The 16686-nt window shown below is 46.1% G+C and carries 15 protein-coding genes; 4 read left to right on the forward strand and 11 right to left on the reverse strand.

All coding sequences use genetic code 11. The annotated features are described in order from the left end of the window. The first annotated feature begins 398 nt into the window (after window positions 1-398). Complete coding sequence (locus tag EXU57_RS08335; protein WP_133267738.1) at window positions 399-710, forward strand: hypothetical protein; 312 nt, start codon at window positions 399-401, stop codon at window positions 708-710. A gap of 548 nt (window positions 711-1258) precedes the next feature. On the opposite strand, the gene EXU57_RS08340 is transcribed toward EXU57_RS08335, so the two are convergent. From EXU57_RS08340 to EXU57_RS08375, 8 genes are all read right to left on the reverse strand, one after another. Continuing rightward, complete coding sequence (locus tag EXU57_RS08340; protein WP_133267739.1) at window positions 1259-1900, reverse strand: DUF1801 domain-containing protein; 642 nt, start codon at window positions 1898-1900, stop codon at window positions 1259-1261. Window positions 1901-2194: 294 nt separating this feature from the next. Further along, entirely contained in the window at window positions 2195-4330 is a 2136-nt protein-coding gene (locus EXU57_RS08345) for a xanthine dehydrogenase family protein molybdopterin-binding subunit (protein ID WP_133267740.1), read from the reverse strand. A 65-nt stretch (window positions 4331-4395) separates the two neighbouring features. Further along, complete coding sequence (locus tag EXU57_RS08350; protein ID WP_133267741.1) at window positions 4396-5418, reverse strand: FAD binding domain-containing protein; 1023 nt, start codon at window positions 5416-5418, stop codon at window positions 4396-4398. Window positions 5419-5435: 17 nt separating this feature from the next. Beyond that, on the reverse strand, window positions 5436-6257 hold the full coding sequence (locus EXU57_RS08355; protein WP_133267742.1) for a 2Fe-2S iron-sulfur cluster-binding protein: 822 nt from the start codon (window positions 6255-6257) through the stop codon (window positions 5436-5438). A 235-nt stretch (window positions 6258-6492) separates the two neighbouring features. After that, complete coding sequence (locus tag EXU57_RS08360) at window positions 6493-7038, reverse strand: GNAT family N-acetyltransferase (RefSeq protein ID WP_207955433.1); 546 nt, start codon at window positions 7036-7038, stop codon at window positions 6493-6495. 121 nt (window positions 7039-7159) lie between these two features. After that, window positions 7160-8071, reverse strand: coding sequence for a DUF2382 domain-containing protein (locus EXU57_RS08365; RefSeq protein ID WP_243745549.1), 912 nt, complete (start codon window positions 8069-8071; stop codon window positions 7160-7162). A gap of 62 nt (window positions 8072-8133) precedes the next feature. Further along, window positions 8134-8775 carry an OmpA family protein gene (locus EXU57_RS08370; protein WP_133267744.1) on the reverse strand — a complete coding sequence of 214 codons (642 nt, stop codon included), beginning with the start codon at window positions 8773-8775 and terminating at the stop codon, window positions 8134-8136. Window positions 8776-9070: 295 nt separating this feature from the next. After that, on the reverse strand, window positions 9071-9586 hold the full coding sequence (locus EXU57_RS08375; RefSeq protein ID WP_133267745.1) for a GNAT family N-acetyltransferase: 516 nt from the start codon (window positions 9584-9586) through the stop codon (window positions 9071-9073). A 290-nt stretch (window positions 9587-9876) separates the two neighbouring features. On the opposite strand from EXU57_RS08375, the gene dctA reads away from it, so the two are divergent. Continuing rightward, complete coding sequence (gene dctA, locus EXU57_RS08380; protein WP_133267746.1) at window positions 9877-11157, forward strand: C4-dicarboxylate transporter DctA; 1281 nt, start codon at window positions 9877-9879, stop codon at window positions 11155-11157. A 197-nt stretch (window positions 11158-11354) separates the two neighbouring features. On the opposite strand, the gene mdh is transcribed toward dctA, so the two are convergent. From mdh to EXU57_RS08395, 3 genes are all read right to left on the reverse strand, one after another. Continuing rightward, the gene (gene mdh / locus EXU57_RS08385; protein ID WP_133267747.1) at window positions 11355-12284 is read right to left on the reverse strand and encodes a malate dehydrogenase; all 930 of its coding nucleotides are present in this window, start codon (window positions 12282-12284) and stop codon (window positions 11355-11357) included. Window positions 12285-12497: 213 nt separating this feature from the next. Further along, window positions 12498-14165 (reverse strand): PQQ-dependent sugar dehydrogenase, encoded by a 1668-nt coding sequence (locus EXU57_RS08390; protein WP_165958077.1) that lies wholly within the window; start codon window positions 14163-14165, stop codon window positions 12498-12500. A gap of 83 nt (window positions 14166-14248) precedes the next feature. Beyond that, window positions 14249-14743 (reverse strand): TlpA family protein disulfide reductase, encoded by a 495-nt coding sequence (locus tag EXU57_RS08395; RefSeq protein ID WP_133267749.1) that lies wholly within the window; start codon window positions 14741-14743, stop codon window positions 14249-14251. Between the two features lie 103 nt (window positions 14744-14846). Here EXU57_RS08395 and EXU57_RS08400 point away from each other — a divergent pair, with 103 nt between their 5' ends. Together EXU57_RS08400 and EXU57_RS08405 are read left to right on the forward strand one after the other, a co-directional pair. Then, window positions 14847-15617 (forward strand): phosphosulfolactate synthase, encoded by a 771-nt coding sequence (locus EXU57_RS08400; RefSeq protein WP_133267750.1) that lies wholly within the window; start codon window positions 14847-14849, stop codon window positions 15615-15617. Continuing rightward, window positions 15617-16363, forward strand: a complete 747-nt coding sequence (locus EXU57_RS08405) for a shikimate dehydrogenase family protein (RefSeq protein WP_133267751.1) — start codon at window positions 15617-15619, stop codon at window positions 16361-16363. The genes EXU57_RS08400 and EXU57_RS08405 overlap by 1 nt, the downstream gene beginning before the upstream one ends. Window positions 16364-16686: the final 323 nt, after the last annotated feature.

A 16686-nucleotide genomic window follows, 5' to 3' on the forward strand; every position in this document is an offset into this window, starting at 1 on the left:
GGGGCAAACACGACAACAAAGCAACGGATAGCTTCGTTGGTAACGCGGTGACTCAGATCTTAATTTGGTGTCGTGCAAGCTTGTCGAGGGCAGTGTCATACTTGTTTCCCTTAGCCATTATTTGGCAACCGGAAAAGATGGGATTACGCCGTTATGCGATTCGAAGTTTTACGCGAAAGAAAGGATAGGTCTGGCTTGCTTAGGAATCCTCAAACCGTCTTGCAGGAGTTAATGCTTTTGATTACATTAGGTACAAATTGCTAAACTTGAAAAACATCTTTTTATCGATCCTTACCTGTTTGCTTGTTAATACCTTGTCCGCGCAGGAGCCGGTATCCCCGGAGAAAAACACGCGGGCGTATTATTTACAAAAAAGTAAGCGGCAGAAAACAAATGGTATGATACTCTCAAGTATCGGCGGAGTCACATGGCTGGTTGCGGCCATAGGTGACTTTCGCCACAACGCGTTTAATATTTCAGTTTATGGACCATCTGAAAAGAGAAAATCCTATACCGTGCCTTATATATTGGGTACTGCTACAGTGGTTGGCGGCCTCGTGCTGGTTGCAGCGTCAACAAAAAACCTCAAGCGTTCAAAAAATGCGTCGGCTTATTTCAAGATGGAACGTTTACCACTGGTAGATAGAAGCCCTTTTGGGGCTAATTATCTTGCGGTTGCAGTACGTTTGAAGGTGGGACGAAAAGGGTGATTGAAGGTATAATACTAATCTTCTGTATGCATCAAGCATCTTACATTACGAAAGAAAAGGTTGATTAGTTGAGAGGTTGAAATCAAACACAACCAACCATCACGTCTCATAACTCATCACTCCCGAAGGGATTTCTCGTGTCTCCAAATGACAGTATAGTTGATTAGTTGATCAGTTGACATGTTGATAAGTTCAAACGACACACGACCACTCATCACGTCTCATATCTCATTATTCATATTCTCATCACTGCATTTACCACCGCATTCTTCTATATGTTCCTACCTATGTGAACTATGTGTCTATTTGGTTAATTAAGAAGTCTTACCTGGTTGACGATGCTTATTATGGAACCAATTTCTACCACATAAGATTATAGAACCTAGAAAACACATAGTTTCTGGTTTGAATTTTCGGGCCGTAATCGATCAAGGACGGATAACGATTAACCATCTCAGAGTCTCTCCTGATCGAGATCCTATTCTTAACTTGTAATTCTTAACGCTTTAACCCGATTAAAATAAATCATTCAACTTAAGAATAAGGTCTTATTTGCTAAACGCCAAACCATTCTCCTCTAAGGCGGCCTTTAACGTAGGCAGCGATGCCGGTCCCATTCCATGTAGTTTTAAGATGTCCCTTTCTTTAAAGGTTGCAAGTTTTTTAACGTTGTTGATGCCGTTGTTTTCAAGTGCACGCCGGGCGGGGGCGGAGAGCAACGACAAGAATCCATTTTCGGGTTTACGTTCTGCTTCACAAACCGGGCAGGTATTGCAGTCACTTGACTTGTAGTATTTGTGTCCGTTTTTACAAGTCCGTAAACTCTTCTTTTTAGCCTCTTTTTCGAGGTTTTCTTTCACCCTGAATCTGACAATCCTGGTGATCAGCTCCAGCGGAAGCTCCTCACTTAAGGGAAATTGTACCGTGCCTTTTGCGCCACGATATTTGGATAGATCGTCCTTGAAGTAATTTATACCGGATGGGGTCGGGTAGAAGCCGATGTGATGTTGATAAGCGGCGTAATGTACAAGGTTGCCTTTTAAAACAAAAGTGGGTATACCGTAATTGATAATTTCTTCGGCCCCTGGTGCGGCCCCGCGGATGGTCGTCCTGACCTGTTCTAACTTGCGTTGGGTTAGTTCGGGGAACCCGGAGATATATGAATCTACATCGCTTGCTGTTTGTTTCATAGCTGATTTTTTATAATTGCTATCAAGTGAACTGGAGAAAACTGCTGCACACAAACACCCCCGATCGTGTACAATCCAACGGCACTAAAGCCCTAGAATGTAACGATCCAGGTCAATGCATTGGCAGCATTTTTCCCCTTTCAAATGTCGAAACAAATTTTTGAACTAGGTATCTCCGGCAACCTATTTGCCGCAAAGCACCGCCTATTTGACGTTAACACCCCTGTGTTCAGTTGTGGTCAAATACACATCCTGGCGCTAGTCTGCTGATAAGGGAAGCACGTCTGTTGGCTTCTACACTTTACGAATGAGCTTATCTGGTGTGATCGGAAGATCCCTTACCCGAATACCGGTTGCATTGTAGATGGCATTGGCTACTGCTGCGGCTACGCCAACAATTGAAACCTCACCAATACCTTTAACCCCCAGCTTATTGGTGATTGGGTCATCTTCATCAATGAATATTGTGTCAAGGGTTCCGATGTCGAGGTTTGCAGGTATATGGTAGTCGGCAAACGAGCGTGTTACGAAGTTGCCATACCTTGGATCTACCACCGACTCTTCGGTTAGCGCCATACCTATTCCCCAAATGTTTCCACCTATAATCTGTGACCTTGCGGTTTTCGGGTTCAATATTTTTCCTGCACCTGTGACCGCAAGAAACCGGTGAACCTTTACCATCCCGGTAGCAGCGTTCACCCAAACCTCAGCAAAGTTTGCGTTGAAACTGTGACAGGAGTAATTGTCGGCTTCCGGTGAAGGTTTTGCATCTACCCGGGTCTGGAATTCCTTTAGGTTTTCGGATGCCATCAGCGCTGACGCCATTGGTCGAACCGGGAACTGCTTACCGGACTTTAATATAAGCTCATCTGTGATTTTTATACAGGCATCATTTACGGCATTTGCAAAACTTGCTGCTCCAACTGAGCCAACTGAACCTGCGGCCGGCGGTAATGCGGAGTCGCCAATACGAACATCGATATTGCTCACCGGTATGCCTAAACCATCTGCAGCTGTTTGGGCTATAATGGTATGTGTGCCCGTGCCAAGGTCGGATGCGGCGAGCTCAATGGTTGCCTTAATATCCTTGCCTGTTCGGTTTAGCCGTATCATGGCAGATGAGTCGCGTTGTCGGGCCGGATAAGTTCCGGCAGCAACCCCATAGCCCACCATATAGTCTCCATGTTGGTTTGTCCCCGGTTCCATTTTTCGCTTTTCCCAACCGAAAGCTTTTGCTCCCGCCTGCAGGCATTGAACAGTGGTTCTCGACGAAAAAGGCTTGCCGTTTAAGGGATCTCTAGCGGGTTCATTTTTTATCCTGAATTCAATCGGGTCTAACTTCAACTGGTGCGCCAGTTCGTCCATCGCAGATTCAAGTGCAAAGCTGCCGGTAGCTTTGCCGGGCCCCCGGGTATAAGTCGGCAAAATCAGGTTCATTGGTACAACCTTGTAGGCGATTTTCGCATTGGGCACTTCGTACATCACTTTCGAACAGTCGCCACAAGGCTCAACAAATTCGCCATTCATTGCACAATGCGTAGTGGTCTCGTGCGCAAGAACCGTCAGTTTGCCCTCCTTTGTTGCAGCAAGTCGTATACGCTGCAAATTGCGTTGCCTTAATCCTGCCGAATTCACCATTTGTTGCCGGGTCAATGCAAGCTTCACCGGCCGGTTCACCATCTTAGCCGCAATGGCGGTGAGCACCAGGTTTGCCCATTGTCCGCCTTTTGAACCAAATCCACCACCGATATGAGGGGTTACGATACGAACATTTGCAGCAGGTATGTTCAACGTATTTGCAGCTGAAGACTGGGCCCCATTTACAATTTGGGAGCCGTTGTATAAAGTTAGTTTTTCACCTTCCCATACCGCAATGGTTGAATGTGGCTCCATGGGATGGTGGTGTTCTATCGGCGTTTCATAAACTACATCCAGCTTAAATTCGGCACTGCTAAAAGCGGTGTCTACATCGCCCCTTACAATATCAGCTTTGTCTTTATCTTTTGGCGTGCTTGCTTCCTTTTCGAGTTTTTCAAAATCGGTTCTTGGCGTTTGTTTGCTGTACTCCACTTTCACGAGCCGGCTTGCATATCTGGCCTGCTCAAACGTTTCTGCTACGACTACGCCAATATGTTGCCCATGGAAATGAATTTTGGTTTCCTGGAGTAAGCCGCCACCGCGAAGGCCGCCATTTGGATTGAGCTTCGGCGCATTTTGATGGGTGATCACCGAAAGCACCCCTGGTGCTTTCTCTGCTTCTATGGTGTCAATTGCCAGGATTTCACCAGCGGCAACCGTGCTTTTAAAGATCACCGCATGCGCGAGATTTTTCACCGGGTAGTCGGTTGCATACCGGGCCGCACCGGTGACTTTCAGGAAGCCATCTACCCGGTTGATTCCCTGGCCAACTGTTTTGATAGGTTCACTCATGTTTATGGTTAAACTGATTGAATAATGGTGATGCCAATTGGCAGATCAATAACTTGCTGATTACCTCAGGCAGGTAATTCCTCATGTTTTCCGCCTTTCATTGCCTGCGATAATGCGCGGACGATTGCCCGGGTTCCGAGTTCTACTTTGAAATCGTTATGCTCAAGTGTCATTGCATTTTTCATCTCCATTTCAGCAGCCCGCCGGAAGTTCTCAACAGTCGCCGGTTTACCCGCCAGGAAGTTTTCTGCTTCTTTTGCACGCCAGGGTTTATGAGCAACCCCGCCCAATGCAATCCGAGCCGTCAGGATGTTGCTGCCGTTCATTTCAAGAGCCGCGCCTACTGACACGAGTGCAAAAGCGTAGCTTGCCCTGTCACGAACTTTGAGATAGTAGGACCTATCCGCAAAATTGTTCCTTGGGATGTGAATGGAGGTAATTAATTCACCCGGATTCAGGGTGTTATCTTTTTCGGGATTGTCGCCTGGCAAACGGTGATAATCTTCAAAGGGAATGCTCCGTTGCTGCCCGTTTGGCCCTTGTACGTTCACTATCGCGTCGAGTGCCACGAGTGCAATACACATATCAGATGGGTGCACAGCAACGCACTTTTCACTCCAGCCAAAAATGGCGTGCATCCGGTTGATCCCTTTTAACGCCCCACATCCGCTTCCGGGTTCGCGCTTATTGCAAGGCATGGATACCTCATAAAAATATGGGCAACGGGTACGTTGGTTCAGGTTGCCACCATTCGTAGCCATATTGCGTATTTGGGCTGAAGCACCGGCAAGAATTGCCTGTGACAGCAGGGGATAGGCCTGGCGAATGAGCGGATGGTTGGCTGTTTCGGTGTTTTTCCCCAGGGCGCCAATAGATATTCCACCTTTGTTTGCACCAGTGGTGATGGGCTGAACGGCTGCCAATTTTAACCTGCTGATATCTACCAACTCATCCGGACGCTCAACATCTTCTTTCATCAGGTCCAGGATGTTGGTGCCACCAGCAAGATAACGCGCATTGTCGTTGGTGGCAAGCCGGTTGGTGGCCGATTTTATGTCGTTTATAGTCGAATATTTAAACGGTCTCATAATTGGTTACAGTTTGTTTAGGCACCCGTACTTCTTGCTTTTTCGTTGTCGTCTGCCGCAAACTGCCATGCAATTGCGGTGTTCTTTCCCGTATGAACTTCCCGGATAGCAGCAACAATGTTTGGATATGCGCCACAGCGGCAAAGGTTTCCCGACATCCGTTCCCTGATTTCTTCATCGGACAGTTTTAACGAGGTGGATTTTTTTCTAACGTCAGCAGTCACATAGCTGATTTCACCAGCTGCAGCTTCACCCATCAAAGCAACGGCGGAACATATTTGCCCCGGGGTACAAAAACCACATTGAAAGCCGTCATGTTTTACAAAAGCTGCCTGCATCGGGTGCAGTTTTCCATCTTTGGCAAGCCCCTCAATTGTAGTAACTGTTTTGCTTTCGCAGCTGGCTGCAAGCGTCAGGCATGATAGAACCCGTTTGCCGTCGACGATTACGGTACATGCGCCACACTGTCCATGATCACACCCCTTTTTAGTGCCGGTGAGTTCTAGGCGCTCACGCAACGTATCCAGCAAGGTCATGCGCGAGTCAACATTAAGCGATCTGGATGCCCCGTTTACCTTGAACCCGACGCGTACTGAGTTCTCCATACTGGAAGCAGGAAGATCACTAATCAGGGGCTCGTATACAGGGTTGGCAAATAGTTCCTGCGGCCCGATAAGTTGGGTAAAGAGAATTGCTGCTCCTGCCGCCGACATTTGCTTCAGGAATAGCCTGCGCTGTGCGCCATAGCCTGCAATCTCATCATTGCTTTCAGACAAAAGTTCGTCTAAAAGCTGCTTTTCATCATTGGAAAGTGAGTCATTTTCCAGGTTTTCTTGCATACGAAATAGGTATTCTGCAAAGCAGGGTGAACGTTTGAGGATAGTATTGTTGATGGTGAGCCGGGCAAATAAAACTACAAAAAATCAAGCCGAAAGTTCGCGGCCCTGGCAACAGCTGATGCCTGCGCCATTTGTTTCTTATTTGCGAACCATTGCTTCGGACCATGTATAACAACGATGACGTCCGGTGAGCTTAAAGGTGCTGGTATTAATGCTCCTGAAAACAGGGGCTTAACTAAGACTTACGTTCCGTTAGTGGCCCATTTGCAGGGTTTAAACGCGCATATATTTCAAGGCTGATGAAGCGGTCTCCTTTTAGCTCGCAATCAATCATGGTGCCCTCTAAATTAAACCCCTGTTTTGTTAGTGCTTTTTTACTGTTTCCATTTCCGACCTCAACAAAGGCTTCGAGCCTGTGCAAATCCAGTTCGTTAAAGCCATATCTGATAATCTCCGGCAATGCTTCGCTGATGATTCCTTGATGCCAGTACTGAGGAAGCAACCAGAATCCCAACTCGGCTTTTTTATGTTGCCGGTTCAGGTTGTTCAGTCCGCATGCGCCATAAAATTTTGCTTCATTGCTTGAGCAAATTGCAAACCATTTACCGGTATGCTGGCTTTCAAGATCGTCATAAAACTTCATCTGGTCCCTGGCGCTTTCCATGCTGTCGTAACTCACCCCATAATACCTGATTACTTCCGGGTGGGACAGTCCTTTGTAAACGCTTTCAAGATCTTCCGGGATAACCGAACGCAATACCAATCGTTCTGTGACAAACATAGTTTTATACACAACAAACATTTGTCAGGTAAAATACGCCTGAACCCTATAAACAGGAAATATCATCAAAACAAAAGGGCCCACCTTAGTGAGCCCCCTGGTTTGTTAAGATTGCAAAACCCTACAAGCGGTTATCACGAGTAGTATCTTCGCCATCTGTTTTCTCAATATCCACTTCGGTATTTCTTACCGTGTCGGTAATGGTTTTTTCACGCTCGGTTACTTCTTTGTCCAGGCTTACCTCCTCGACAACCCGGGCTTCTTTTTCCACAACCGGAACTTCGCTTCTTTCCGTTAACTCAATTGACTCTTCCTTGATATCTGCACTATTTGCCGGACGGTCAACGGGGGTTGTAACTACCCTGACTTTCTCTTCCCGAAGTTGAACATCTTCCTGTACCTGGTCTTCGACAATACGTGATCTTAGGCGAACACGGCCGGTTTCTACTTCACGTTTGCCAACCTGTAGTTCTTCCTGGATCACAGGGATTGTTTGGCTGCTTTCACCGGAACCTGTACGGTTTTTCAGCAGGTTGTCTTCGTTAAAATGATCGTGGTCGTAGAAGGTTTCATGACTATGGCTTTCAGATCTGTCGTCGTTTCCACCATGTGTAAGTCCTGCCCCGGCTAAGGCGGCACCGCCGACACCTGCAAATACGTTACGAATATTGTGTTCGTTATCTGCAGTCAGGTTGTCCTCATCATATTCAGGTAAAGATTGCAACTGCGCAATTGTTACACCTGGTAAAACTACATCATCATCTTTCTCATGTAACCTGGCAATTCCAATTGGAACGAGGACCTTGCGATCAGTGTCTTTATCGATGTCGAAATCATTATCCTTGAAGTTCATAATGATATATCGCACCTTACGTGAACTTTCATCAAATAGTAGTTCCTTTACTTTGCCTATATTCTTGCCACTCTCATCTCTTACTTCCCATCCCCTGATGTCTGGTTCTCCGTCTACAATCTCGTAATTGCTTCCGCTTAGTTCGCGGAGGTTCCTGTTTGCACTATTTTCTGTTGACATAATTGTTGATTTTAAAAGGGCTTACACCCTGGTTAAAAATATTGCTGGTTTACAGTGGTTGATTATTGATTTCCACCGTTGTTTCCACGGGCTACGATTTCAACCCGGCGATTTTGCTGGCGACCTTCGCTTGTGGCATTTGATGCTACGGGGCGAGCTTCACCTACTGGTTCTAAACTGATGTTGTCTTTAGTAATTTCCCCATTTGAACTCAGCCACTCGCTTACAGCACGGGCACGTTGTTCAGACAGCTCTTTGTTATAACCGGCGCTTCCCACTGCATCGGTATAGCCGTAAATTCTTAATTGTGATCCTTTGTAACGTTGGTTGATTGAACCGGTAATCTGACGCAGATTTTGTTCAGCATCTTTCCGGATGGTTGCCTTACCCTCATCAAAAAGGATGTTTTCGCCAAGACCATAAATGCTATAACGGTCATTTCCACGAACGCTGATGTTTTTATCCGTTATTTCAGGATAAGTAGCTTCGGGAGCGTTAAAGTCAACATCACCCCATGTATTTGTAGCATTGGCTCCGTTATCGGGAGTTGTTGTAGCTGCTACTGTACTGTCGCCTGTTGCAGCAGCATTGTTGTCGTTATTGCATCCCCGTAATAGGAAGAAAAGGAGTGCGAGAACACCCAGGATTAATAGTATCCAGGGTAAAATTGATTTCTTTTTTGGTTGTACATGTAAATCCGCCATTGCATAAAATTTTAAATTAAAAGAATAGCTTATTCAATGTTTGTGCCTCAACGGTTCTCTCCTGTAATTGGGAAACAGCCATATGATGTTAACATAGTTGTGATTACAAAATTCCCTACTTCCATGTAGTTGCGGGAATAAAACTGCCGGATACCACATTTCCCGTCGTTAGCCGCCGGCGTTATCAACCTGCTAAAAGTTATTGCCTCCGCTTTTTGGGCGTAAAAAAAGGCGCTGTGCTGAAACAGTAGGTATGGGTTGTGGTTACAACATCGTAAGTCGGAACATGCGCATGCTAACCTTGAGCGGATCTTGCATATATGGATAATTCTTCCCCGGGAACCTTGCCAGCATGTCGGCTTTCGAAGTGCATCCCAAGTTTTTCAATAAGATTGATTGAACGTCGATTTGCAGGGAGCGTTATAGCAAATAGCTTGTTGTGCCGAAGTGTGGTGAAACCATACGCCAATACTTTTGTGGCTATTTCGTATGCATAGCCGTAGCCCTGAGATTGTGGGAGAAAAGCAAAGCCAATATCAGGACCGTCGAGGTAATCTCTTTGCAATAAGCCGCACATGCCCAAAGGCTCGCCAGTTGATTTTAGTTGAACTAAACACAGGCCCAATTCGTTTTTCTTGTAGCTCGTGAGCGGCCCCTTATCCAGGTATGCTAACGCATCTTGCCGGGTGCTGATATTTCGATCCCCTATGTATTTAAGCCAGCCAGGAGAATTCAGCAATACGATAATAAAATCCGCGTCAGCAGCGGTAAATTGGCGTAAACACAGTCGTTCGCTTTCGATTATTACCATTGGAGCTGATTATTTTAGTTTCTATGTATCTACAAAAGTGTTTGGATTATACCTCTAATATTATAACTAAACCTCAACCTGTCAACATTGTATACTTTTCAGGCATTGTTCCTTACAAGCTAATGGCTTTGCACCAAAATTAAAACCTGAGAACGCCGAAATGTTCTTGCAGTGCTTGATTGTTATTGGTAATTGAGCACATTGCTTTACGTTAGCAAAATTTATTGCACATTTTAAAGTTGTGCAAATCGTCGGGTAAGGGAACAGTCGATATATAATAATGCAATAAGATGAAATATTTACGGGTTTTATATGTACAGGTAATCATTGGCATTATTGCCGGGGTTATTGTTGGCTGGCTATATCCGGCTTTTGCACCTACGGCAAAATTGATCAGTGATACCTTCCTTAACATGATCCGGATGGTAATTGCTCCGGTTATATTTTTCACCATTGTATCGGGTGTTGCAGGCGCCGGCGATATGAAAAAAGTCGGGAGGGTGGGGCTGAAAGCGCTGATCTATTTCGAGGTGGTTACCACACTCGCGCTGGTTATTGGCCTTGTTACGGCAAACCTCGTAAAACCCGGAGCAGGGGTTCCTTTTACCGGCACCCCAAATAATCAGGTTGATCGTATAGGGGCGGAGGCGAAAGGATTAAATTGGGGAGAGTTTTTTTCACATATTGTTCCTTCAAATATCGTAGACGCATTTGCAAAGGGAGACATCCTGCAGGTACTCTTTTTTAGTATCCTGTTTGCAATAGGTTTAAAGATGTTGGGCCAGGCGGGAGAGAGCTTGCTGCTGTCATTTGATAAGATCAATAAGGTACTTTTTAACGTGCTAAAAATTATCATGAAGCTTAGCCCGCTTGGTGCATTCGGGGGCATGGCTTATACCATTGGCAAGTTCGGCTTTGCAACCCTTGCCGTGTTGGGCAAGCTCCTGATTACGTTTTATCTTACCGGTTTCCTGTTCATATTTGTGGTTTTGAATCTGCTTTGCAGGTATTTCGGGATCAGCTTATGGAAGTTACTGGGCTATGTTAAGGAGGAAATCCTGATTGTACTTGGAGCCAGCAGCAGTGAGGCGGTACTGCCTTCGGTAATGCAGAAGCTTACCGCCGCCGGTTGTGAGAAAGAAGTGGTAGGGCTGGTGATTCCAACCGGTTATAGCTTTAATCTTGATGGAACAACCATTTACCTGAGCATGAGTATTATATTTCTTGCGCAGGTATTTCATATCGACTTGTCAGTAGCTCAGCAATTAACCATAATCGGCATACTATTACTCACCAGCAAAGGTGCAGCGGGTGTTGCGGGAAGTGGCTTTATTGTGCTTGCGTCCACCCTTACGGCCCTTGATGTTATTCCCCTCGAAGGGCTTGCCTTGTTAATCGGGGTCGACCGCTTTATGAGCGAAGGACGGGCGATCATCAACTTCATTGGAAACACCATAGCAACAGTCATCATTGCGAAAAGTGAAAACGAAATCGACATGGTTAAGTATAAACTTGTGGTAGAAAAGAAAAGGCTGCAACCAATTGTAGATCCTGTAATCACCGACGCTTAATTTGTCTGACCTATAAATTCAGTCCTGATGTTTGCCGCCAATGCCGCTTTGCTGAAACAAGTTGTTCGGTACAAGAGCGCATCCCGCTATATCGTGTTGGGGGTACGGCGCAACGATCTTGATTAAAGGACCAACAGTTTGGAGCAAAAAAAAAGCCTCAACAAGGGTCAAGGCTTTGTACAGTGCGATAATAATTTTTATAGTGTTTTAAGAACATCGTTCATACTCCTTACTGCATCGGCGCTTTTGCTAAAGGCAGCCTGTTCTTCTTCGTTAAGTTTAAAATCAACAATTTTTTCCCAGCCAGTCTTACCTATCACGACCGGTACACCAAGGCAAATATCACTTTGCCCGTATTCGCCATTCAAACCTACGCTACAGGTAAATAATCTTTTTTCGTCGCGCACAATCGATTCTACGAGAGCAGCTACGGCAGCACCTGGAGCATACCATGCACTTGTGCCAAGCATCTTCGTAAGCGTTGCGCCACCTACCATCGTATCCGAAACGATCTTTTGTTGCTGTTCGGGACTTAGAAAATGGGTAACAGGAATGCTGTTCCATGTAGCAAGCCTGATCAAAGGGATCATCGTTGTATCGCCGTGACCACCAACCACAACTGCATTAAGGTCGTTGGGGCTGCATTGGAGGGCTGCGCTCAGGTAACACTTGAAGCGCGCACTGTCGAGGATTCCGCCCATACCGATGATACGTTCTTTTGGTAAACCGGTACTTTGAAGCGTCAGGTAAGTCATGGTATCCATAGGATTACTTACCACTACAACGATCGCATCGGGTGAATGCTTAAGCAGGTTTTCAGCAACCCCACTTACGATACCGGCATTTGTTCCAATCAATTCCTCACGGGTCATACCAGGTTTGCGTGGCAACCCTGAAGTAATCACCACCACATCACTACCAGCCGTTTTACTATAGTCATTAGTGCTGCCGGAAACACGGGTGTCGAAACCAAGCAAAGCAGCAGTCTGAGTAATATCGAGTGCCTTACCTTCTGCAAAACCTTCCCTGATGTCGAGTAAAACCAGTTCTTCCGCGAGTTCCTTCCGGGCAATGTTGTCGGCAGAGGTTGCGCCAACCGCCCCGGCGCCTACTACTGTAATTTTCATTGTAATTTAGTTATGGTTTATGTGAAAGAATTTTTCGACGCAAAGGTAGGGGTGTTCAGTGATGAGTTAAGCGTTATGCATTTGGGCTTTATCCATTAACCGGAAGTTCAAGCCCGTTACAACAAAAAGCTGCCGGAACCCCCGGCAGCTTTTTGTTGTATGTTGGTCTGGTCTCTCTGAATATCTTGTGCTCAGGTATTCAAAAATCAACGCTTAGTAAATGGTTTTCAATTGAACAGATGCTTTGCCCAAATCAATCTTTACCATGATCACCCCTCTCGAAACCTGCGACAAGTTTATATTCATTGTCCCGGTTCTGGAGGTATTTACCTGGCGGCTGATCAACTTGCCTGCGGCATCAAAAACACTAACACTCCTGGCTTCAGCCGGTAAGCTGATTACCAGCTGGTCGCCGATAATGGTTGCCTTAGGATTGTTCCTGTCACCTGAAGCCTTCAGGTAAACAATTGGGGAATACATGCTTTGCCCCGCCGGAGTACTGGTCTTTAACCGGTAAAAAGCAGCTTCGTTACCGGCAAGTACCTGGCGATAGGAGTTTGATACCGGTGAGCCGGATGCGGTTTGGCTGTAAACCTCTTTAAAAGGCGAAGCAGGAGTTGTTTGTTTTTCCAGGGAGTACACTGTCCCTTTTTCTTCGCCCGCAACTGCCCATTTCAGCTCATGGGAGGCATTGATGATGCTGCCTGCAAATGAAAGTAACTTAACTGGCAAGGCACCGGATGCGATCACTTTGAACAGTGTTCCGCTCTGCAGGGAAACGGCGTATAAAGCACTGTCTTCGCTTTCGCCATAGCTGGAGATATTGGTAGCCCATCCGGTCTGCAGCGTGGCGTTCCAACCGCCTGTTGCCGACCTATTGATGAGCCATCCGTTGTTGCTAACATAATCTGAAGTAATATAGTAGCCCTGCAGCGAGGGAAACTCGGTTCCCCGGTAAACATAGCCGCCAGTAATTGACCTACCCCCAGTAGCGTTGTCGCGCTGATATTCAAAAATTGGAAACACATTGTTCGGCTGCCCACTACAATCCGGATTAAACACCAGTGTGCCTTCAAAGCATCGCCATCCATAATTCTTATTCAGGATGTTTGCAGCAGGTACGTAATTTACCTCTTCACGGGCATTTTGGCCAACATCCGCGATCCATAGATCACCAGTCCGCCTGTCGAAACTCCAGCGCCATGGATTTCGTAGCCCAAGCGCAACTATTTCGTCGCGTATAGCAGGGTCATTTAAAAAAGGATTCGTTGGAGGTATGGAGTAGTACGGCGGATTTGGATTATTCACATCAATCCGGATAAACTTTCCATGAAGGCTGTCGCCATTTTGTGCCCGGTGCAGCGGATCCCCGGCACCGCCACCATCACCTGTACCGAAATATAGGTAGCCATCACGTCCAAAATTCAATTTAGCACCGTTGTGATTTGCAAACGGCTTAAATATCGTGAGCAGTACCACCCCAGATGTTGAGTCGGCGGTGTTCAGATCGCGGCGTGAAAAACGCGCAAGCGTAACATTGCCCGCCAGATTATTGTACCACACAAAGAAGTAACCGTTCGTAGCATAATTGGGATGAAAAGCCACGCTAAGTAACCCTTGTTCACTTCCGGTTGACCTCACCATGGAAGAGATGCTAAGGAAAGGTGTGGGTAGAAATGCCGTTCCATTCCAGATCCTGATGGTACCCGGTTTCTCCACGACAAACAACCTCCCTGATCCATCACCAGCATTAACAACATCTACAGGCGATGTTAAGCCACTTGCAATGGTTTGAAAAGAGATTACCGGTTGAGCAATGGAAGGAGGAAGACATGAAATAATTAATACCAGGAAAAGACTGAGCCGTAGAAATTTTTTCATAGCTGAATGTTTAAACGTCAATTTAAACATTTAGGCTAAATAAGTCATAACAACACTCCCTATATATTATTGCCGCGCTTGGGTTAACGTGCCAAACTGTAAAGTTCAGGCATATTGCCACCCTTTTCGTAAGCCCTGATCAGGTTGCCCTTTTTGTCGTACACCGCACTAAATGGGGTTGTCTCTACTTTATAGAAGTTGGTGATAAAGCGGGTGGGGTCGGTGCCCACTTTTATATTGGAGAACTTAGCTAATGAATAATATCGCGCAAACTGTTTCATGTCGTCAAATGGCCGGCTGGTGATCAGAACGATTTGCATCTTTCTCAGCTTGTCGATGTTCTTAAGTATCTCTTCAGTTTCCATCTGGCAATGGCCACAATCCGGGCTGAAGTAGATGATCCAGGTAGGTTGTTTTGTATTCAGGTTTGCTTTTGAATACCACGAGCTGTCGGGCAGTAAAATTCTGAAAGGCGGGATAATAGGTACCTGTTTATACGGTGGAAGGCTGTCTTGTGCCTGGGAGAAAGCAGAAGCCGTAAAAATCAACAGCAACAACACCAGCGTAAATTTTTTCATGTTGCTTAACCAGCACAAATGATGCCATGCCAACTGCCTTATAAGCGTTTCATGATCAATCCCTATTTTTGCGCTCTCTAATATTATCCCTTAACTGCAGTACATGAATTTTAACCTCTCTCAAATACCCGATCGGAACCAAAAACCCCGCGAACATGGTATCACCATGGTCATGGATAAGGGCTTAAGTTTGAATGAAGCTGAAAATTTGATAAGCGTCGGAAATCCTCACATCGATATTGTTAAGCTCGGATTTGGGACGGCTTACGTTACCCCTAACCTGCGCCAGAAAATTGAATTGTACCAGGCTGCCGGCATCCCGGTATACTTTGGCGGAACCTTGTTCGAAGCCTTTTTGATCCGGAACCAGTTCGAAGATTATATCACCATGATGAGGGATTATAAAATAGAACACGTGGAAGTTAGTGATGGCTCCATTAACATACCTCATGCGGAGAAATGTGGCTATATTGAAAAACTGACCAGCTTCGGAACCGTACTGAGTGAGGTGGGAAGCAAAGATGCCGCTCACATTATTCCACCCTACAAATGGATCGAATTGATGAAGGCAGAGCTCGAAGCCGGTTCAACTTATGTGATTGCCGAAGCCCGCGAAGCGGGAAACGTCGGTATCTATCGTGGCTCGGGAGAGGTTAGAGAAGGACTTGTACAAGAGATACTAACCCAGATACCCGAACAAAAGATTATCTGGGAGGCTCCACAAAAAGCGCAGCAATTGTACTTTCTTGAGCTCATCGGTTGTAACGTAAACCTCGGAAATATTGCACCAACAGAAGTGATCCCGCTCGAAGCAATGCGCATCGGCCTTCGTGGAGATACGTTTGATTTATACCTCGATAAAACCAACGCTTAATGCGCCAGTTTGGACTCATCGGCTATCCGCTGACCAGTTCGTTTTCCAAACGATACTTTGCTGAAAAGTTCGAACGGGAACAGATTACCGGGTGTGCATACGATAATTACCCGCTTGCAAACATCAACGAATTTCCCGCCCTGCTTGAACATACCCGGGATCTTCATGGGCTGAATGTTACCATTCCTTACAAAGTGCAGGTTATGCCATACCTGCACGAAGTGACCGCCGCGGTACAACAGATGAATGCCTGTAATTGTATCCGGATCGTTGATGGCAGGCTCTACGGACACAATACCGATGTAACCGGTTTTGAACAATCCTTTCTTCCCCTCCGAAAACATTACCACCAAAGCGCATTGGTACTTGGCACCGGTGGTGCAGCAGCTGCGGTTGAATACGTACTTCAGAAACTGCAAATCCCCTATTTGTTGGTAACAAGAAGTACCGCCGGTAAGTCAAACAGTATCCCGTACGATTCGCTGAACGAACGACTGATGAAAAATCATCTGGTGATCATCAATACCACTCCCCTCGGAATGGCGCCTGATGTAGATAGCGCTCCGCCCATTCCCTATGAATACCTGACTCCGGAGCATTACCTGTACGACCTGGTGTATAACCCGGCCGAAACCTTGTTTCTAAAAAGAGGAGTCGAGCGCGGAGCGACCACTAAAAATGGCGCCGACATGCTGGTCATCCAAGCAGAGGAAAGCTGGAAGATCTGGAACGACAAAACGATATAAATCCTACCTGGTAATCTATTTGGGAACAGAGTTGGGTAACACAGATTGAGCATCGTTGCGTCGCATTACGTTCATCGGCATCTTTTCAATTTGGCTTTTCAGCTAGTGGGTCTTATTACAAGATTTGCATCCTACATATGATGCGCGAACTCGCTTCCACGAAGTAGTCGGTCACCCTTATTCAACAGGTTTTTTCCAGGCAAAAGTTAGCGCTACGCCATTAAACCACCCATGTGCAAAACACATCGTGTTGAGCAATCCCTGTTTTTGAGTTCCCCTTTGCCGCCCACTAAATTCAGGAAGCAATGCCTGTTAGAAAAGCA

It is taken from the genome of Segetibacter sp. 3557_3, from assembly GCF_004354985.1.
Classification (GTDB): Bacteria; Bacteroidota; Bacteroidia; order Chitinophagales; family Chitinophagaceae; genus Segetibacter.